The sequence below is a fragment of the Nonomuraea sp. CX421 genome (genome assembly GCF_059358955.1).
Map to the genome: position 1 here is coordinate 227,086 of NZ_JCADBK010000005.1, position 19,176 is coordinate 246,261.

Annotated in this window: 17 protein-coding genes; 11 read left to right on the forward strand and 6 right to left on the reverse strand. The window is 72.1% G+C overall.

Going from position 1 to position 19,176, the window contains the following annotated elements:
- Positions 1-257: 257 nt before the first annotated feature.
- Together hflX and AC5L3X_RS12470 are read right to left on the reverse strand one after the other, a co-directional pair.
- Positions 258-1,670, reverse strand: a complete 1,413-nt coding sequence (gene hflX, locus AC5L3X_RS12465; protein ID WP_494857233.1) for a GTPase HflX — start codon at positions 1,668-1,670, stop codon at positions 258-260.
- Between the two features lie 82 nt (positions 1,671-1,752).
- Positions 1,753-2,448 (reverse strand): DUF4097 family beta strand repeat-containing protein, encoded by a 696-nt coding sequence (locus tag AC5L3X_RS12470; RefSeq protein WP_494857095.1) that lies wholly within the window; start codon positions 2,446-2,448, stop codon positions 1,753-1,755.
- A gap of 157 nt (positions 2,449-2,605) precedes the next feature.
- On the opposite strand from AC5L3X_RS12470, the gene aceB reads away from it, so the two are divergent.
- From aceB to AC5L3X_RS12510, 8 genes are all read left to right on the forward strand, one after another.
- The gene (gene aceB, locus AC5L3X_RS12475) at positions 2,606-4,183 is read left to right on the forward strand and encodes a malate synthase A (protein ID WP_494857097.1); all 1,578 of its coding nucleotides are present in this window, start codon (positions 2,606-2,608) and stop codon (positions 4,181-4,183) included.
- A gap of 113 nt (positions 4,184-4,296) precedes the next feature.
- The gene (locus tag AC5L3X_RS12480; protein ID WP_494857098.1) at positions 4,297-5,769 is read left to right on the forward strand and encodes an FAD-linked oxidase C-terminal domain-containing protein; all 1,473 of its coding nucleotides are present in this window, start codon (positions 4,297-4,299) and stop codon (positions 5,767-5,769) included.
- Positions 5,769-7,073: an FAD-binding oxidoreductase gene (locus AC5L3X_RS12485; protein WP_494857099.1), complete on the forward strand. Its 1,305-nt coding sequence runs from the start codon at positions 5,769-5,771 to the stop codon at positions 7,071-7,073. Before AC5L3X_RS12480 ends, AC5L3X_RS12485 begins: the two co-directional genes overlap by 1 nt.
- Before the next feature lies 1 nt (position 7,074).
- Complete coding sequence (locus AC5L3X_RS12490; RefSeq protein ID WP_494857101.1) at positions 7,075-8,277, forward strand: (Fe-S)-binding protein; 1,203 nt, start codon at positions 7,075-7,077, stop codon at positions 8,275-8,277.
- 13 nt (positions 8,278-8,290) lie between these two features.
- Positions 8,291-9,043 carry an IclR family transcriptional regulator gene (locus AC5L3X_RS12495; RefSeq protein WP_189123690.1) on the forward strand — a complete coding sequence of 251 codons (753 nt, stop codon included), beginning with the start codon at positions 8,291-8,293 and terminating at the stop codon, positions 9,041-9,043.
- Between the two features lie 11 nt (positions 9,044-9,054).
- Entirely contained in the window at positions 9,055-9,789 is a 735-nt protein-coding gene (locus tag AC5L3X_RS12500) for an IclR family transcriptional regulator (RefSeq protein WP_189123689.1), read from the forward strand.
- Positions 9,790-9,793: 4 nt separating this feature from the next.
- On the forward strand, positions 9,794-10,006 hold the full coding sequence (locus tag AC5L3X_RS12505) for a DUF2277 domain-containing protein (protein ID WP_189123688.1): 213 nt from the start codon (positions 9,794-9,796) through the stop codon (positions 10,004-10,006).
- A gap of 63 nt (positions 10,007-10,069) precedes the next feature.
- Positions 10,070-11,983, forward strand: coding sequence for a hypothetical protein (locus tag AC5L3X_RS12510; protein ID WP_494857103.1), 1,914 nt, complete (start codon positions 10,070-10,072; stop codon positions 11,981-11,983).
- On the opposite strand, the gene AC5L3X_RS12515 is transcribed toward AC5L3X_RS12510, so the two are convergent.
- Positions 11,967-12,482, reverse strand: coding sequence for a hypothetical protein (locus tag AC5L3X_RS12515; RefSeq protein ID WP_494857104.1), 516 nt, complete (start codon positions 12,480-12,482; stop codon positions 11,967-11,969). The genes AC5L3X_RS12510 and AC5L3X_RS12515 overlap by 17 nt on opposite strands.
- A gap of 93 nt (positions 12,483-12,575) precedes the next feature.
- Between AC5L3X_RS12515 and AC5L3X_RS12520 the strand changes: the two genes are divergently transcribed.
- Genes AC5L3X_RS12520 through AC5L3X_RS12530 form a run of 3 tightly spaced genes read left to right on the forward strand, consistent with a single transcriptional unit; the run spans position 12,576 to position 14,865 of the window.
- Entirely contained in the window at positions 12,576-13,256 is a 681-nt protein-coding gene (locus tag AC5L3X_RS12520; protein ID WP_494857105.1) for a response regulator transcription factor, read from the forward strand.
- Positions 13,253-14,491 (forward strand): sensor histidine kinase, encoded by a 1,239-nt coding sequence (locus AC5L3X_RS12525; RefSeq protein ID WP_494857106.1) that lies wholly within the window; start codon positions 13,253-13,255, stop codon positions 14,489-14,491. The genes AC5L3X_RS12520 and AC5L3X_RS12525 overlap by 4 nt, the downstream gene beginning before the upstream one ends.
- Before the next feature lie 35 nt (positions 14,492-14,526).
- Complete coding sequence (locus AC5L3X_RS12530) at positions 14,527-14,865, forward strand: PepSY domain-containing protein (protein ID WP_494857107.1); 339 nt, start codon at positions 14,527-14,529, stop codon at positions 14,863-14,865.
- Between the two features lie 126 nt (positions 14,866-14,991).
- Here AC5L3X_RS12530 and AC5L3X_RS12535 read toward each other — a convergent pair whose 3' ends face one another.
- Genes AC5L3X_RS12535 through AC5L3X_RS12545 form a run of 3 tightly spaced genes read right to left on the reverse strand, consistent with a single transcriptional unit; the run spans position 14,992 to position 19,166 of the window.
- Entirely contained in the window at positions 14,992-15,678 is a 687-nt protein-coding gene (locus tag AC5L3X_RS12535; protein ID WP_494857108.1) for an HNH endonuclease family protein, read from the reverse strand.
- Between the two features lie 45 nt (positions 15,679-15,723).
- Positions 15,724-18,921: a 2Fe-2S iron-sulfur cluster-binding protein gene (locus AC5L3X_RS12540; RefSeq protein WP_494857109.1), complete on the reverse strand. Its 3,198-nt coding sequence runs from the start codon at positions 18,919-18,921 to the stop codon at positions 15,724-15,726.
- Positions 18,918-19,166, reverse strand: coding sequence for a sarcosine oxidase subunit delta (locus AC5L3X_RS12545; RefSeq protein WP_189123682.1), 249 nt, complete (start codon positions 19,164-19,166; stop codon positions 18,918-18,920). The genes AC5L3X_RS12540 and AC5L3X_RS12545 overlap by 4 nt, the downstream gene beginning before the upstream one ends.
- Between the last annotated feature and the right edge of the window lie 10 nt (positions 19,167-19,176).

Consider the following 19,176-nt stretch of genomic DNA (forward strand, 5'->3'; position numbering starts at 1 on the left):
TTATTTCACAGGCTGGCTCGCTGTACAGGGTTATTCGGAAGATAGCCCAATCATCCCAGGCACCACCATGCCCCGGCTTCCCCCTCTGGCCCCCGCAGGCAACATGATTCACACCAGCCATCATCCGGAACCCGCGTCATTAGCGTCGAAAGGCTTGGCTTATCCTAGCAATCCCGCGATGCGAGGACCACTGTCGCTTTTGGGCAACTCTGCGCTATTTATCGGCGAGAGCTGCCCCAGCCGCCCCTCTGAGAGCCCTACGAGACGCGTTCGACCGGCTTGCCGACACGCACCAGCTCCTGGAACAGGCCGGGCAGCACCCGGGCGTGCAGGACGGTACCGTCGCCGCCGTGGTCGACCGAGAGCACCTCGCCCTCCTTGTGGGCCCGCGAGATGAGGTCGCCCCTGTCGTAGGGAACGAGCAGCAGCACCTCGTGGTCGAGCCTGGGCAGCTCACGCTCGATGAGCTCCATCAGCTCGGAAATGCCGGCGCCGGTGCGGGCGGAGACCACGATGCTGTCGCGCTCGCGCCTCGCGATGCGGTCGAGCACGTCCTGGTCGGCCGCGTCGGCCTTGTTGATCACCACGATCTCGGGCACGTCGGAGGCGCCCTCGATGTCGGCGAAGACCTCGCGTACGGCGGCCAGCTGCCCCTCGGGGTCGGGGTGTGAGCCGTCGACCACGTGCAGGATCAGGTCAGCGTCGGCAACCTCCTCCAGCGTGGACCGGAACGCCTCGACCAGCTGGTGGGGCAGGTGCCGGACGAAGCCGACGGTGTCGGCGATCGTGAACACCCTGCCTTCGGGCGTGCGCGCCCTGCGGACCGTCGGGTCGAGGGTCGCGAACAGGGAGTCCTCCACCAGCACACCGGCACCGGTGATGCGGTTGAGCAGCGAGGACTTGCCCGCGTTGGTGTAGCCGGCGATGGCGACCGCCGGGACCTCGCGCTGGCTGCGCCGCTGGCGCATGGTCTCGCGAGAGGTCGACATGCCGCCGATCTGGCGGCGTAGCTTGGCCATCCGCTCGCGGATGCGGCGCCGGTCGAGCTCGATCTTCGTCTCACCGGGACCACGCCCGCCGATGCCGACGCCGCCCGCGGCGCGACCGCCGACCTGCCGGGACAGGTTGCCACCCCAGCCGCGCAGACGCGGAAGGAGATACTGCAACTGGGCCAGCTCGACCTGGGCCTTGCCCTCGCGGCTCTTGGCGTGCTGGGCGAAGATGTCGAGGATCAGCGCGGTGCGGTCGATCACCTTGACCTTGACCGTCTCCTCCAGCTGGCGGAGCTGGCCGGGGGTCAGCTCACCGTCGCAGATCACGGTGTCGGCGCCGGTCGACTCGACCACGTCGCGTAGCTCGAGCGCCTTGCCGGAGCCGATGTAGGTGGCCGGGTCGGGCTTCTGGCGGCGCTGGACGAGGCCTTCGAGCACCTCGGATCCGGCGGTCTCGGCCAGGAGTTTCAGCTCGAGGAGCGAGTTTTCGGCGTCGACGGCGGTGCCCGAGGTCCACACGCCGACCAGCACGACCCGCTCAAGGCGTAGCTGCCGGTATTCGACCTCGGAGACATCTTGCAGCTCGGTGGAGAGGCCGGCCACGCGGCGCAGCGCCTGGCGCTCCTCTAGGTCCATGTCGCCGGTCTCGAACTCGTCGAGCTCGGAGTATTCGTGCATTCGTGTCATCTCTATGAGGGAACGTCTGGACACCGCAGTGTCTTCCCCGATCGTGGCATGACATCCCCGCGTAAGCACCTAGTTATCCGGGCAGCAGGCTGATGTCGCCCGAACCACCCTTGAGGGAGATCTTGTGCGGGGACGCGTCGTCATCCTTGACCGACACCGCGACGTCACCCGAGCCCGTCTCGGTGGACACCGCGTAGGAGCCGTCGGGGACGTGCAGCACGACGTCGCCCGAACCGGTCTTGACCTCGACGCTGTCGGGCGGGGACGCGTACTTCAGGTCGAGGTTGCCCGAGCCGGTCTCGACGACGAGCGTCTTGCCGGCCAGGCCGGTGCCGGACACCTCGCCGGAGCCGGAGGAGGTCTCCAGCGGGCCGGTCAGCGACCTGAGCGTGATGTCGCCGGAACCGGTGTCGACCATGACGCGCAGGCCCTTGGGAATCTCGATCTTGTAGTTGACGGCGCATCTGCCCAAGTTGACCGCACCCTTGCAGGTGTAGGTCATGAACAGGGTGTCGCCGTCGACCCGGTGCTCGGCCTCGGGCCTGGTGTCGCTCCACTGGAGGGTCTCGGTGACCCGGACGGCGGTGCCGTCGTGCTCGGTGATCACGGCATCACCGGAGGCCGTCCTGAGATCCAGCTTGGCCACCTTGTCGGCGACCTCGTAGTTGACGACGTCCTGGTTGGCGGGGCCCGCGAGGCTCTGCAGCCCGCAGCCCGTCAGCAGGACCGCCGAGGCGAGCAGCCCGCCCGCGATCACGATTGTCTTCATGCCTTGGATCTTCTCCCGGGCATGGTTCCCGCGCATCGGGGATGCCCCCGACATCTCCCTCGGGCGACCCCCCGGACTTTGACCGGGTGACGCCGGGTAAAGTAGCTTCCACTTCCATAATCCAGAACTTGTTTTCCACATAACGGAAAGAGGAGACATGGAGATCACCGGTCCGATTCTCGAACGGTTCGACGAGATCCTCACGCCTCAGGCGCTCGAGTTCGTGGGCACCCTGCAGCGGGAGTTCGGCGCCACGCGGCTGGAGCTGCTGGAGGCCCGGCAGGCGCGGCAGGCCGAGCTGTCGGCGGGCGGCACGCTCGACTTCCTGCCCGAGACGAAGGAGATCAGGGAGGGCGAGTGGAGCGTGGCCACGCCGGCCCCCGGCCTTGAGGACCGCCGCGTCGAGATCACCGGCCCGGTGGACCGGAAGATGACGATCAACGCCCTCAACTCGGGCGCCAAGGTCTGGCTCGCCGACTTCGAGGACGCCAACTCCCCGCTCTGGGCCAACTGCGTGAGCGGCCATCTCAACCTGCGCGACGCGCTCGACCGGACGATCGACTTCGAGTCGGGCGGCAAGTCCTACGCGCTCAGGCCGGACGACGAGCTGGCCACCATCGTGGTCCGGCCGCGCGGCTGGCACCTCGACGAGAAGCACGCCCAGGTCGACTCGCGGCCCGTCTCGGCCTCGCTGTTCGACTTCGGCCTCTACTTCTTCCACTGCGCGCAGCGGCAGCTCGCCAAGGGCAAGGGCCCCTACTTCTACCTGCCCAAGATCGAGTCGCACCAGGAGGCGCGGCTCTGGAACGACGTGTTCGTCCGCGCCCAGGAGCTCCTCGGCATCCCGAAGGGGACGATCAGGGCGACCGTCCTCATCGAGACGTACCCGGCCGCGTTCGAGATGGAGGAGATCCTGTACGAGCTGCGCGAGCACTCGGCGGGGCTCAACGCGGGCCGGTGGGACTACCTGTTCAGCGTGATCAAGAAGTTCCGCACCCGGGGCCGTGAGTTCCTGCTGCCCGAGCGCAACGCCGTCACGATGACCGCGCCCTTCATGCGGGCCTATACCGAGCTCCTGGTGCGCTCGTGCCACAAGCGCGGCGCGCACGCGATCGGCGGCATGGCGGCGTTCATCCCGTCGCGGCGCGATCCCGAGGTCAACGCGGTGGCGCTGGAGAAGGTCCGGGCCGACAAGACCCGCGAGTCGGGCGACGGGTTCGACGGCTCGTGGGTGGCGCACCCCGACCTGGTGCCGATCTGCCGCGAGGTGTTCGACGGCGTGCTCGGCGACCGGCCCAACCAGCTCGACAGGAAGCGCGAGGACGTCAGCGTCTCGGCGGCCGATCTCCTGGCCGTGTCGGAGACGCCCGGCGACATCACCGAGGCCGGCCTGCGCAACAACGTGGACGTGGCGCTGCGCTATCTGGCCGCCTGGATGGGCGGGCTGGGCGCGGTGGCCATCCACAACCTGATGGAGGACGCGGCCACGGCCGAGATCTCCCGCTCGCAGATCTGGCAGTGGATCCACAACGACATCACGCTCGCCGACACCGGCGCGACCGTGACGAAGGCGCTGGTCGAGCAGATCATCGAGGACGAGCTGTCCAAGATCGCCACTGAGCCCGGTTACGACGAGGAGCTCTACGCCCAGGCGACGGCGCTGTTCAAGGAGGTCGCGCTGGACGACGACTTCGCGGAGTTCCTGACCCTGCCCGCGTACGCTCGAATGCCGTAGAAACCCCTATGTAAAGAAATTTCCGCTTATGTCCGGTGCATCGGCACCGGACATAAGCGGACGGGTATAACCAAAGATGAACTGAGACCGGAAACGGGCGACCTGGAGACCCCTTGCATGCTGGAGACGCCCCGCCTGCGACCGCCGCGCTCGACCCGCTGACGGCGGCGCTGCGCTCGTCGCTGCCCGCCGACTCGGTGATCACCGATCCGGTACGCCTGCGCACCTACGAGTGCGACGGCCTCACCTACCACCGGGCCACCCCGGGCGTCGTCGTGCTGCCGGAGACCGCCGAGCAGGTGGCCCGGGTGGTGCGGCTGTGCAACGAGTTCGCGGTGCCGTTCGTGGCCCGGGGCTCCGGCACCGGGCTGTCCGGCGGCGCGCTGCCCCGCGAGGACGGCGTGCTCATCGTCACCTCCAAAATGCGCCGCGTCCTGGAGATCGACCTGCCCAACCACCGGGCCGTGGTCGAGCCGGGCGTCACCAACCTGGCCATCACCGAGGCGGTGCGCGAGCAGGGCTACTACTACGCCCCCGACCCGTCCAGCCAGCAGATCTGCTCGATCGGCGGCAACGTGGCGGAGAACTCCGGCGGCGCCCACTGCCTGAAGTACGGCTTCACCGTCAACCACGTCGAGGCCTGTGAGATCGTCACCCCCGACGGCGACCTGGTCACGCTCGACCGGATGGACCCGGGCTACGACCTGCTGGGCGCGTTCGTCGGCTCCGAGGGCACGCTCGGCATCGCCACCAGGATCACGGTACGGCTCAGCCGCGCCCCCGAGAGCGTGACCACGGTGCTGGCGGCGTTCGAGAGCATCGAGCAGGGCGGCACCGCGGTGTCGGCGATCATCGCGGCGGGCATCGTGCCGGCCGCGATCGAGATGATGGACGCGCTGTCCATCGAGGCCGCGGAGGCGGCGGTGGCCTGCTCCTATCCCGAGGGCGCGGGCGCGGTGCTGATCGTGGAGCTCGACGGGCCCGCCGCCGAGGTGGCCCGGCAGTTCGACCGGCTGAAGGAGATCTGCTCGGGGGCGTTCGAGCTGCGGGTGGCGGCCGATCCGGCCGAGCGGGCCGCGATCTGGAAGGGCCGCAAGTCGGCGTTCGCCGCCGTGGGGCGGATCAGCCCGGCCTACATCGTGCAGGACGGCGTGGTGCCGCGCACCGCGCTGCCGGAGGTGCTGGCCGCCATCGACCGGCTGTCGGCCGAGCACCGCATCCGGGTGGCGAACGTGTTCCACGCCGGCGACGGCAACCTGCACCCGCTGGTGCTGTTCGACGACGGCGAGCCCGGGGCGGGCGAGCGGGCCGAGGTGGTCTCCGGCGCCATCCTCGACCTGTGCGTCGAGCACGGCGGATCGATCACCGGCGAGCACGGCGTGGGCGTCGACAAGGCCCGCTACATGCCGAGGATGTTCTCCGAGGCCGACCTCGACACCATGCAGCTGGTCCGGTGCGCCTTCGACCCGCGCGGCCTGTCCAATCCCGGCAAGGTGTTCCCCACGCCGCGCCTGTGCGGTGAGGTGCCGGGCGTGCGCAAGGGCGCGCACCCGCTGGTCGAGTCGGGCAAGGCGGAGCAGTTCTGATGTCACGGCTGAAATCACGCGAGTCGCTGGACAGGACCGGGGTCACGATCAGGGACGCCGACGAGGGCGACGCCGTGGCCGGGGTCGTGCCACGCTGGGTGACGCTGCCCGAGACGGTCGAGGAGGTCTCGGCGGTGCTGCGCGTCTGCGCCGAGCAGGACCTCGCGCTGGCGCCCGTCGGCGGCGGCACCAAGCTGCACTGGGGCCGCCCGCCCGAGCGCTGCGACGTGCTGCTCGACCTGTGCTGCCTGAACGAGATCCTCGAACACGCCTCGGGTGACCTGGTGGTGCGCGCCCAGGCCGGGGTCACCATGGACGCGCTGACCGCCGCGCTCGCCGCCGAGGGCCAGGAGCTGGCGCTGGACGCCGCACCGGGCGCGACGGTGGGCGGCACGCTCGCCACCGCCACGGCCGGGCCGCGTTCCTTCCGCTACGGCACGCCGCGCGACCTGCTGATCGGCATCACGGTCGTGCTGGCCGACGGGACCATCGCCCGCTCCGGCGGCAAGGTGGTCAAGAACGTCGCGGGCTACGACCTGGGCAAGCTCTTCACCGGCTCCTACGGCACGCTGGGCGTGATCGCCGAGGCCACGTTCCGCCTGCATCCGCTGCCGGCCGACCGGCGCTGGCTGGTGACGCGGGTGGCCCGCGAGCGGGTCCGGGAGCTCGCGGCGGCGCTGGCGGCCTCGCAGGCCGAGCCGAGCGCCGTGGAGATCGACCGGCCCGACCCCGGCGGCCCGGTCGCGGTGGCGGCGCTGATCGAGGGGTCGGCGGCCGACCTCCGGGCGCGCGCGCTGCGGGAGGTCGCGGGCGGCGGCGAGATCACGCCGGGCCCGCCGCCCTGGTGGGGGCTGCTTCCCGACGGCGAGCCGCCGACCGGATACGGCCCGGCGGGCGACACGCGAAGTGAGACACGAGTTGAGACGCCGGAGGGCGGCCGGTCGGCGGGCGAGACACCGGATGCCGCCCGCCCGGCGGGTGAGGTGCTGGTCGAGGTACGGTTCCCGCCGAACGCTCTGAACGGGGTGCTCGACGCCGCCCGCGACGCGGGGTTCCGGCTGCGCGGCTCGCCGGTGTCCGGCCGCCTGCACCTGGCGCCCGTGGACGAGGTCACCGAGGAGGCGCTGGCGGCCGCGGTTGCCGGGCTGCGGGAGCGGGTGGCCGTGGTGACCGTGCCGGCCTCGCCGTACGAGAGCGTGGAGCGGTGGGGGCCCGTCGGCGCGCTGCCGCTGATGCGGCGGGTCAAGGAACGGTTCGACCCGGGACGCAGGATGTCTCCCGGCCGCTTCGTGGGAGGGATCTGAAATGGATCCGGAGCTGATCGACGACTGCGTGCACTGCGGCTTCTGCCTGCCGACCTGCCCCACGTATGTGCTGTGGGGAGAGGAGATGGACTCGCCGCGCGGCCGGATCCATCTGATGAAGCAGCACGTCGAGGGCACCCCGGTGACGCCCGAGATGGCCGGGCACTTCGACGCCTGCCTGGGCTGCATGGCCTGCGTCACCGCCTGCCCGTCGGGCGTGAAGTACGACCGGCTGATCGAGCAGACCAGGGCCGAGGTGGAGCGCGCGCACGAGCGCGAGCCCCGGGAGCGGGCGGTGCGCGGGCTGGTCTTCGGCCTGTTCCCCTACCCGCGCAGGCTGCGGCTGCTGCGGCCCGGCATGTGGCTGGCCGAGCGGCTGGCGCCCTTCCTGGAGCGGGCGCATCCGAGCCTGGGCGCGATGGCCGGGCTGGCGCCCCGGGTCGAACGGCGGCAGCGGATGCCGCGGCTGGTCAGGGCCAGAGGCGAGCGCCGGGCCGTGGTCGGCATGCTGACGGGATGCGTGCAGGGTGAGTTCTTCCCACAGGTCAACGCGGCCACCGCGCGGGTGCTCGCGCTGGAGGGCTGCGACGTGCTGATCCCCGCCGGTCAGGGCTGCTGCGGGGCGCTCAGCGTGCACGCCGGACGGGCCGATCAGGCCAGGCGGCTGGCCCGCCGGACGGTGCGGACGTTCCGGAAGGCCGGGGTCGACACGGTCGTGGTCAACGCGGCCGGCTGCGGGTCGTCGATGAAGGAGTACGCCGAGCTGCTCGGCGCCGAGCCGGGTTTCCGGGTGATGGACCTGTCGGAGTTCCTCGTCGAGCTGGGCCCGGTCGCCGAGCGGCATCCGCTGCCGTTCACCGTGGCCTACCACGACGCCTGCCACCTGGCCCACGCGCAGGGCATCCGGGCCCAGCCGCGCGAGCTGCTGCGCGGCGTCCCGGGGCTGGAGCTGCGCGAGGTGCCCGAGGCGGCCATCTGCTGCGGCTCGGCGGGCACGTACAACATCTTCCAGCCCGAGGCGGCCCGCGACCTGGGCGACCGCAAGGCCAAGGCCGTCGGTTCGACCGGCGCCGAGCTGCTGGTGTCGGCCAACCCGGGCTGCACCATGCAGATCGCCGCCGCCATGCGGCGAGGCGGCGCCACGATCAGGGTGGCGCACACGGCCGAGGTGCTGGACGCCTCGCTGCGCGGGGTCTCCCTGTGAGCCCGGTGACCGCATGAGCGTGCAGTCGGTCGAGCGGGCGCTCGACGTGCTGGAGGCGCTGGCCGAACACGGCGGCGAGGCGGGGCTGTCGGAGATCGCCGCCAGGACGGGCCTGCCGTACGGGACGATTCACCGGCTGTTGCAGACGCTGCTCACCCGGGGTTACGTGCGCCAGGACTCAGGCCGCCGCTACGCGCTGGGCGGTGGCCTGGTGCGGCTGGGCGGCATCGCCGAGGGCATGGTCGGCGAGTGGGCGCAGCCGTACCTGACCAGGATGGTGGAGCTGTCGGGCGAGACGGCGAACCTGGCGGTGCTGGAGGGCGACTTCATCGTGTACGTGGCGCAGGCGCAGTCGCCGCGCAGGCTGCGGATGTTCGCCGAGGTGGGCCGCAGGGTGCTGCCGCACAGCACGGCCGTGGGCAAGGTGCTGCTCGCCGACCGGAGCGCCGAGGAGGCCGTCACGCTGCTGGAACGGACCGGGATGCCGCGCCGCACGCCCAACACGATCACCGAGGTGCACGCCATGCTGGCCGAGCTGGACCTGGTCAGGGACCGTGGCTACGCGATGGACCTGGGCGAGGAGGAGCTGGGCGTGCACTGCCTGGCCGTGCCGGTGCGCGGCGGTGGGCGGGTGGTGGCCGCGATGTCGGTGTCGGGACCGGCCGAGCGCATCGACGCGCTGGACCGCGACGAGCTGGCCGAGCGCCTGCGGGGCATCGCGCACGACTTCGGCGCCGAGCTCAGCCCGGCGCCCGCCGCGGATTAGTGTGTTGCGTTATGAGCACCTCCGTTCAGTCAGTCGACCGGGCGATCACGATCCTGGAGATTCTGGCCCGGGAGGGTTCGACGCGGGTGACCGATCTCGCGGTCGAGCTCGACGTGCACAAGTCCACGGCGTCCCGGCTGCTCGCGGCGCTGGAGCAGGGCGGGCTGGTGGAGCAGAACGGCTCGCGCGGGCGCTACCGGCTCGGGTTCGGCGTGGTGCGCCTGGCGGGCGCGGCCACGGCCCAGCTCGACCTGTCGCGGGCGAGCAGGCCCGTCTGCCTGCGGCTGGCCGAGGCCGTCGGCGAGACGGTCAACATCGCGGTGCCGCAAGACGGCGACACGGTCAACATCACCCAGGTACGCGGCCCCTCGGCGATCAGCGGCCACAACTGGGTCGGGCAGCGCACCCCCTCCCACGCGACGTCGAGCGGCAAGGTGCTGCTGGCGTTCGGGACCCTGCCGCTGCCGCCCCGGCTTGAGCGCTACACCGCCGCGACCATCACCGACGCCGACCGGCTGGAGCTCGACCTGATCAGGCGGCGCGGCTGGGCGAGCACGGTCGAGGAGCTGGAGGCCGGGCTGAACGCGGTCGCCGCGCCGATCGTGGGCGGCGACGGCTCGGTGGTGGCCGCCGTGAGCGCCTCCGGGCCGTCCTACCGGCTCACTCCGGACCGGCTGCCGGAGGTGGGCGAGCTGCTGGCCGAGGGCGCGCGGGAGATCGGGCGGCAGCTCGGCCATTACCGTTAGAGGCATGTGCAGAAGCATCAAGACCCTCCGCCCGCCCTACACCGAGGACGTCACCGAAGACGACGTCCGGGCGGCCGCCCTGCAGTACGTCCGTAAGATCTCCGGGTTCCGCGCGCCCGCCTCACACAACGCGGAGGCGTTCGACCGGGCGGTGGAGACGATCACCAGGGCTTCCGAGGAGTTGCTCGGGGCGCTGCATGTTCGTGGAGGCCGTTGACAGGGCCGACCGCCGGGATAAGTCTCCCCGATGTACCCCCACATCGATTCCAGGGAGCATCCCATGATCAGCGGGCTGTATCAGGGTCAGGACGGCGACGCGCGCCTGGAGCTCCGGATCGATGTGGACGGCCTGCGCCCGACCGGCCGGGTCAGCGGCGACGTGTTCTCCGTGGCGGGCTCGACCACCGCGTACGTCGGCTCGTTCGTGGTCAACTCCGTCGCCGTACGGGCCGAGGGTGACGAGGCGCGGATCGAGGGACGGGGCGTCTTCACCTTCGACGCGCCGGTCAGGGACGTCAGCGTGACGATCAGCCACGGCGCCGGCCGGGCCGTGGTCGCCGGGCGGTCCTACCCGGTGTCCTACGACTCGCCGTACTTCCGCAGCGTGCTGCTGGAACAGGACTCGGTGACGGGCACCGAGCCGTTCACCGCCTACAACACCGGGGCGCTGCCCTGCCCGCCGGGCACCGCGGCCCGCGATCTCGGCGTCGTCGAGGCGTTCGCGGAGGCCGGGGTCCGGCTGACCGTGGCCCGGCCGGGCGTGATCCCGGTCGACGGATCGGGCGCCGACCTGGCGTGGGACGACGCCGAGCTGCACCACGCGATGACGCAGCAGTTCAGCGGGTTCGGCGACGCCGTGGCCTGGCGGGTGTGGCTGCTGGTGGCGAGCAGGCACGTGGGCGGCTACCGGGGCATCATGTTCGACTACAACGACGCCCACCAGCGGCAGGGGTCCGCGGTGTTCTACGACGCCATCAAGGGGGACTCGCCGCAGGCGCAGCGGGCGCAACTGCGCACGTACGTGCACGAGCTGGGGCACGCGTTCAACCTGCTGCACTCGTGGCAGAAGAACCTCGCCACGCCGCCCCAGCCGCTCGGCCCGGGCGGCGGCTTCGGCGACCTGTCGTGGATGAACTACGTGCAGAACTACCGGCCCGGGGGCGAGATCGGCTACTGGTCGGCGTTCCCCTTCCAGTTCACCGATCCCGAGCTGGTGCACCTGCGCCACGGGTTCTACCGGGACGTGGCGATGGGCGCCAACGCGTTCGGCACCGGCGCGGCTGAGATCACGCCCTTCGAGCAGCCCGTCGAGGACCGTTCCGGGCTGCGGCTGGAGGTGCGGGCCAAGGAGGCGTTCGGCTTCGGAGAGCCGGTGGTGGTGGAGCTCAAGCTGTCAGGCACGGGCGAGGCGCGCACCACGCACAGCCACCTGCATCCCGACACCGAGTTCACCCAGATCTGCGTCACCCGTCCCGACGGCCGGACCCTGCTCTACCGGCCGATGATGCGGCACTGCGTCGACTCGTCGAACGAGGTGCGGCTCGACGAGGGCAACCCGGCCATGTACCGGAGCGCCTACATCGGGCACGGCCGCGACGGCCACTACTTCCAGCAGCCCGGCGAGTACCACGTCCGCGGGCAGTACATCGCCGCCGACGGCTCGCGCATCGTCTCGCCCTCCTGCCTGGTCAGAGTGCGCTACCCGGTCACCGGCGACGATCACCGGGTGGCGGAGCTGATGCTGGGCGAAGAGCAGGGCAAGCTGTTCTCGCTGCTCGGCTCCGACTCGCCGTCGCTGCGCGCCGGCAACGAGGCGCTGGACGAGCTGATCGACAGGTACGGCGGGCATCCCCTGGCCGTCTACGCCCGCCTGGTCAAGGGCCTGAACGCCGAGCGGGAGTTCAAGGCGCTCACCGCCGGCAAGCGGCTGCGGATCCGGCCGCCGGACCCCAAGCAGGGCATCGAGCAGCTGACCGCGGTGGCCCGTGAGGCGAGCATCGACAACATCACCCTGAACCTGGTGATGCGCCGCCTGGCCAGAGCCGAGGCCAGACAGGGCGACCTGGGCCGGGCCGGCACGGTGCTGGACGAGATGGTGTCCAGGTTCGCGGCCAAGGGCATCAACCCCATCGTGATGGTGCAGATCCGGCGGCAGGCCGAGCTGACGAAGGCGGCGCTCAGCGCGGAAGCATGACCGGCCGGCCGCCCGAGCAGCCGATGGTCACCTCGACGTCCTCCCCCTCGTCGGGCTCGAACTCCACCGTGGCCTCGTGGCGGGGGCCCGGCTCGACGCCGTCGACGGAGTAGCCCTGGGCCGGGCTCCACGACCGGAGCGTCACCTGGCCGCCCTGGCAGGCGGCGACGACCGTGCCGCCGCGCGTCCGGATCAGCTCCTCGCGGGGCGCGGGGGGCGAGCTCGCCCCGGGCGGCGTGACCGTCGGGGTCGCGGACGGCGGGATGGACGGCGCGGTCGACGGTGTGGCCGACGGTGTGGCCGACGGTGTGGCCGGTGGCGTGGTGGAGGGCGCGGCCGGGCGCGGGGTCACGGAGGAGAGCGCGGCGCGGATCTCCCCCTGGCTCAGCACGCGGCCGGACGAGCCGGTGAGGGCACTGCCGAGCAGGCCGAGCACCGCCACGGCCGCACCGGTGGCCGCCACCGCCGTGACCACCCAGGCCAGCACGAGTCGCTTCACTGCGCCAGTTTCCGCCATCTGCGGCTAATGCCTGGTTAAGACAACGCTAAGAGCGCTCCTCGCATGGTGTTTCACCGTCTACGGTTTCCCCATATGGCTGACATCCTGCTCATCGAGGACGACGTGGCGATCCGCAGCGCGCTGAGCCGCGGCCTGCGGGACCTCGGCCATGCCGTCTCCTCGGCCCCCACGGCTTTCGAGGGGCTGCGGCTGGCCGTCGACGACCGGCCCGATCTGGTCGTGCTCGACCTGGGGCTGCCCGACCTCGACGGCGTGGACCTGCTGCGCATGCTGCGCGCGGTGAGCCGGGTGCCGGTGATCGTCGCGACGGCCCGCGAAGGCGACTCCGAGATGGTGCCGGTGCTCGACGCGGGGGCCGACGACTATGTCATCAAGCCGTACAGCGCGGCGCAGCTGGACGCGCGGATCAGGGCCGTGCTGCGGCGCGCGGGAGCGGAGCCCGCGGCCGAGCCGCTGCTCGTGGGCGGGCTGCGCGTCGACCCGCGGGCCAGGGCGGCCACGCTCGACGGACAGGAGCTGGATCTGACACCGCGTGAGTTCGACGTGCTGCACTACCTGGCCGCCCGGCCCGGCGAGGTGGTGAGCAAGCGGCAGTTGCTCACGGAGGTGTGGCAGCTCCCCTACGGCGGCGCGGACAAGACGGTCGACGTGCACCTGTCGTGGCTGCGCAGGAAGCTGGGCGAGACCGCCGCGGACCCCCGCTACCTGCACACCGTGCGCGGGGTCGGGGTCAAGTTGACCGAGCCGTCATGAGGCGCTGGCTGGCGCTGCTGGTGGCGGCCACCACGTCGCTGGTGCTGATCGCGCTGCTGGTGCCGATGGCGCTGCTGATCCGGTCCGTGGCGGAGAACGGCGCGATGAACCGCGCCACCGCCGCCGCCGAGTCGGTGAGCGTCGCCGTCGGCACGCCCGACCTGGCGCTGGCGGTCGAGCAGGTGCCGCGGCCGGTGACGGTGTTCCTGCCGGACGGGCGGACCCTGGGCGCCGCCGCTCCCCGCTCCGACGCGGTGCGCCTGGCCGCGACCGGCCGCAGCGTCACCGCCGACGCGCCCGGCGGCCGCGAGGTACTGTCGTCCGCCCAGACCCCCGAGGGCACGGCGGTGATCAGGGTCTTCGTGAGCGACGCCGAGCTGACGCGGGGCGTCGGCGAGGCATGGGCGGCGTTGCTGGTCCTGGGGCTGGCGCTGGTCCTGCTCGGCATCGTGCTGGCCGACCGGCTGGCGCTGGCCGTGACGAGGCCGGTCGACGGGCTGGCCCGTGTCTCGCACCGGCTGGCGAGCGGCGACCTGGCCGCGCGGGCCGAGCCGGGCGGGCCGCCTGAGGTCCGCTCGGTTGCCCTGGCCCTCAACCACCTGGCCATCCGCATCGACGACCTGCTGGCGGCCGAGCGGGAGTCGGTGGCCGACCTGTCTCACCGGCTGCGCACTCCGCTGACGGCCCTGCGGCTGGACGTGGAGGCGCTGCGCGAGCCGGAGGAGGCGGCCAGGCTGGCGGCTCGGGTCGACGCGCTGGAGCGGGCCGTGAGCGCCGTCATCACCGACGCCCGGCGTCGTTCGGCCGGGCGGGAGAGCTGCGACGCGACGGCGGTGGTGCGGGAGCGGGTGCGCTTCTGGTCGGTGCTGGCCGAGGACCAGGGGCGCGAGGTGGAGGTGTCCCTGCCGGTCGCTGAGCTGCCCGTGGCGGTGGGCGCGGCCGACCTCGCGGCCTGCGTGGACGCGCTGCTGGGCAACGTCTTCGCGCACACCCCCGAGGGCGTGCCGTTCGCCGTGCGGCTGGCTCCGCACGGCTCCGGCGCCGCGCTGACGGTGAGCGACCGGGGGCCGGGGTTCGATCCCGCCCTGGCCAGGCGGGGTGACAGCGCGGGCGGCTCGACCGGTCTCGGGCTCGACATCGCCCGCCGCGCGGCCGAGTCCACGGGCGGGTCGCTGTCGGTCTCTCACGCCGCCGGGGGCGGGGCGGTCGTGGAGGTGGTGTTAACCGGTCCTTAGCGCGCTCTTACCGGCGATCACGATGAAGTGGGGCCATGCGCATCACAAACAGAGTCATCGCAGTCGGCACCGGAATCGTCTTCCTCATCGCGGGCGGCAGCACGGCGGTCGCCGTCGCCGCCACGTCCGCCACCGCCCCGCCCGTGGCCCCCAAGGTCACCGCGGAGCAGGCCATCAAGATCGCCCACGGGCAGGTGCCGGGCGGGTGGATCGACGACGTGTCCCTCGACCGGGACGCGAAGGCGGCGACGTGGGAGGTCGACCTGATCAAGGGCGACGTGGAGCACGAGTTCGACCTCGACGCGACGAGCGGGAAGGTGCTCAAGCACGAGACGGCGAAGGCGACCGCCTCCGACGACTCCGACGACGACTGACCAGCGTGAGACGTCGAAGGCCGAGCGGCGGGGACTCCGTCCGGCTCGGCGCCCTGACGTCCCGCCGTTCCGCCGTCCCTGGACCGTCCCGGATCGCGCCGGTTCTCCGGCGCGATCCGCGCTGTGTCAGCAGGCGTCCAGGATGTCCTTCATCGCGGTCTTCTCGGCGGCGGTGACCCAGACGTCGTACTTCGCCTTCACATCGACCTGACGGGCGATGTACGCGCACCGGTACGCCTTGCGCGGGGGCAGCCAGGTCGCGGCGTCGGCGTCGCTCTTCTGGCCGTTCAGCGGGCCGTCGACCGCGAGCAGGTTGAGCGGGTCGTTGGCGAACTCCTTGCGCTTGGTGGCCGTCCACTGCTGGGCGCCCTTCTGCCAGGCGTCCGAGAGCGGGATCAGGTGGTCGATCTGGACCGCCGTACTGGTGTCCTGGCCACGCTTGAAGGAGATGGTCTTGCCGCTGTAGGGGTCCTTCAGGGTGCCGGTGAGCACGATGCAGTCATGGGTGCCGGGCTTGAAGGTCTCGTCGGTCAGGTCGCGCTTGAGGATGTCGTTGCGGGTGTCGCAGCCGTTGCGGTCGACGTCCGCCCAGGCGGGGCCGAACTTCTCCCGTTCGAACCCGGTGCGCGGGGCACGGCCTTTGACGGCCAGCTTGTCCAGCTTCCTGAGGGCGTCGGTGATGTCGCCCTTGGAGTGGGAGCCTTTCGAGTCGGCGGCGGAGCCGGTGTCGGCATCGATCCGCGCTTCCAGTTCTCCGCATCCGGTGAGCAACGCCGCAGCAGCTAATCCGGCCAATCCAACACGAAACCGCACACTGTCTCCCAGACTTATAGTTTTCGTAAAGTCTAGGTAGAGCTATTACCCCAAAATCACCAAATTTCCCGCTATGGCATCGAGAAGCCATTCGGCCAGGTACGCGGTGAACGACGCGCGCACGTAGACGCGGTAGCCGGAGGCCGTCCGCTCCAGGATGACCGGGGCCTGGCCGAGCAGCGTCTGGACGGGTCCGGTGAACACCGAGGGGTGCAGGTCGACCGGGCAGCCGGTGATCAGCACGTCCAGCGCGCCCGGCCCGTCGAGCTCCAGCACCGTCCGCTGGGCGGACACGTCCACCCAGCCCGGCCGCCCCTCAGGCTCGCCCGTCACCAGCCACCAGGCGGGTCCCAGCCGTAGCCCGGTGCCCGGATCCGCGCCACGCACCTCCCACATCGGGATGAACGGCGCCTCCCGCACCCGTACGCGGTCGCCGCCGGCCGCCGCGAAGCGCTCCGCGAACCCGGCCGCCGGGCTCTCCGCCCGGCACGCCTCCGCTGAGGGACCGGCCGGGGAAGGGCTCGCGTCTCCTCCGCCACGGGCCACGGACGGGTCGCCGTCACGGCGGGTGTTCTCCGGGTCGTAGAGGACGGGCTCCACCACCGTCACCGGAACGGCCGCCTGGCCGGAGACGGCCGTGAGCCGGTCGCCGGTCGTGACGTCGCGGACCAGGGCCAGGCCGAACGTCCGGCCGAGCGCCGCACTGGCATAGCCGGAGGTGACGTGGCCGAGCATCACCCGGTCGCCGGGCCCGGCCACCAGCTGCGCGCCCTCCTCGATGGGCGCCGCCGGGTCGTCGGCGAGCAGCCCGACGAGCCGCTTGCGACCGTCGCGCGAGGTGTCCGGCCGCGCGTGTGAGCGCCTGCCCACGTAGTCGGGCTTACGCTTCGACACCAGCCAGGACAGCCCCAGGTCCTGCGGGGTGACGGTCCCGTCGGTCTCCTGGCCGACGATGGCGAACCCCTTCTCGGCCCGCAGCACGTGCATGGTCTCGGTCCCGTACGGCACCGCCCCCAGGCCCAGAACGGCCTCCCAGAGGCTCCGGCCGTACCAGGAGGGCACGTTGACCTCGTACGCGAGCTCGCCCGAGAAGCTGATCCTGAACACCCGCCCCTCCACCCCGAGCACCTCGGCGGCCGTGTGCCTCATGAAGGCCAGCCCGGCGGCGTCCGGCGCGATCACGGAGAGCACCTCGCGGGCTCGGGGCCCCACCACCGCGACCGTCGCCCAGTGGTCGGTCACGGAGGTGAAGGAGACGTCGAGCGCGGGCCACTCGGTCTGGTGCCACTCCTCCAGCCAGTCGAGCACGGCCGCCGCGTTGCCCGTCGTGGTGGTCATCAGGTAGTGGTCGTCGCCGAGCCGGCTGGTGGTGCCGTCGTCGAAGACCATCCCGTCGGCGCCGCACATCACCCCGTAGCGGCAGGCTCCGACGGGGAGCGTGGAGTACAGGTTGGTGTAGATCCGGTCGAGGAACCCGCCCGCGTCGCCGCCTCTGATGTCGATCTTGCCGAGCGTGGAGGCGTCCATCGCGGCGACCCCGGTGCGGGCCGCGTGGCACTCCCGCCGTACGGCCTCATTCAGCCCCTCGCCGTCGCGGGGGAAGTACCACGGGCGCTTCCACTGGCCGACGTCCTCGAAGACCGCTCCCCTGGCCAGATGCGAGCCGTGCAGGGCGGTCGTCCTCACCGGGTCGGACAGCGGCCCCCGGTCGCGCCCGGCCAGGGTCGCGAACGACACCGGCGTGTACGGCGGCCGGTACGTGGTGCCGCCCACCTGGCCAGGCCCGACCCCGAGCAGCGCGGACATCACCCCCGTCACCACGGCCCCGGAGGTCTTGCCCTGGTCGGCTCCGGTGCCCGCGGTGGTGTAGCGCTTGACGTGCTCGGGGGAACGCATCCCGGTGCCCGTGGCCCTGGCCAGATCGGACACGGTGACGTCGCGGTGCAGATCCACGAACGAGGGCTCACCGGCCGCGCCGGGACCGGTCGTCCAGAGCGCCGCCGGGGCCCGCGGCACCGGCTCGTCGCCGTCCGGCACCCTCGGGAGGTGAGCGGGGCCGAATCCCGCCTGCTCGGCGGCCTGCGCCCCGGCGGCGAAGCCGTCCCCGATCGCCTCGGCCGTGTCGTACAGCCCCCGGCAGGCCCCCGCCGACCGTTCGGCCTGCGCCGACACGTCGGGCACGAACGCCTGAAGCCTCTCGTCGAAGCAGAGCGTGCCCTGCGACTGGCTGAACAGGTGCACAGCGGGGTTCCAGCCGCCCGCCACGGCCAGCAGGTCGGCCTCGACCCGCCGCGACCCGATCCGGACGCCGTCGAGCAGCCCGCCGGCGTCGGCGGTGGTGCCGGTGACGACCTCGCCGCCGGGCGTGCGCGAGTCCACGATCTCCGCGACCTCCACTCCGGCGGCGGCCAAATCGCGGGCCGCCTCGTAGCCGGAGTCGGCGCAGGCGAAGACGACGACCCGGCGGCCGGGGCGCACGCCGTACCGGTTGGCGTAGGCGCGGGCGGCGGAGGCGAGCATGACGCCCGGCCGGTCGTTGCCGGGGAACGCGAGCGACCGCTCGTGCGCGCCGGTCGCCAGCACCACCTGGCGCGCCCGGAAGTGCCACAGCCGCTCACCGCCGGGCCGCCGTTCGACGGCCACCAGGTAGTTGTGGTCGTGGTAGCCGATCGCGGTCGTCCGCGTCATGACCCTGACCTCGGGCAGCGCGGCCAGCCGCGCCGCCACCAGCGCCGCCCAGTCCAGGCCCCGGGCGCCGTCGAGCCGCACACGACTGTTCAGCAGGTCGCCGCCGAGTCGCGGCTGGTCGTCCACCAGGATGACCCGCGCGCCCGTCAGCCCCGCCGCCAGCGCCGCGGCCAGCCCGGCGGGCCCGCCGCCGACGACGAGCACGTCGCAGTGCAGGTAGCCCTTGTCGCAGCGCCGGTCGTCGGTCGTGTCGAGGTCCACCCGGCCCTTGCCGCGCAGGCTCCACGCCTCCAGCCCGTCGCGCAGTTCGACCGTGGTGGCCGCCACCATCGGGTCGGCTCCCACCCGGACCAGCGCGTTGGGCTCCTCGGCGCCGGCGGAGAAGACGCCGCGCGGCCGTCCCAGCTCCACGCTGCGGCCCACCACGCGCACCCCGCAGGCGAGCAGCGCCGAGGCGAGGGTGTCGCCGGGGTGCCCCTGGAGCGCGCGGCCGTCGAAGCGGAACGACAGCGTGACCGAGCGGTCGACCAGACCGCCCGAAGGGAGACGGGTCATCGTGGCTTCCGGATCTCGTGGGTGACGGTGTGCCGCTCGACGGTCAGCCAGACGCGGCAGCCGTGCGCGTGGAACCAGCGCTCGTGGAACCAGCCCTTGGGGTTGTCGCGCCGGAACACGTACCCGGCCCATTCGTCGTCGGTCAGCTCCGCGGGCCGCTCGGGGTAGGCGATCCCGGCCTGGCCGCCGTACCGGAACTCGTTCTCGTCGCGCGGCCCGCAGTGCGGGCAGTCGATCAGCAGCATCGGCGCTCCC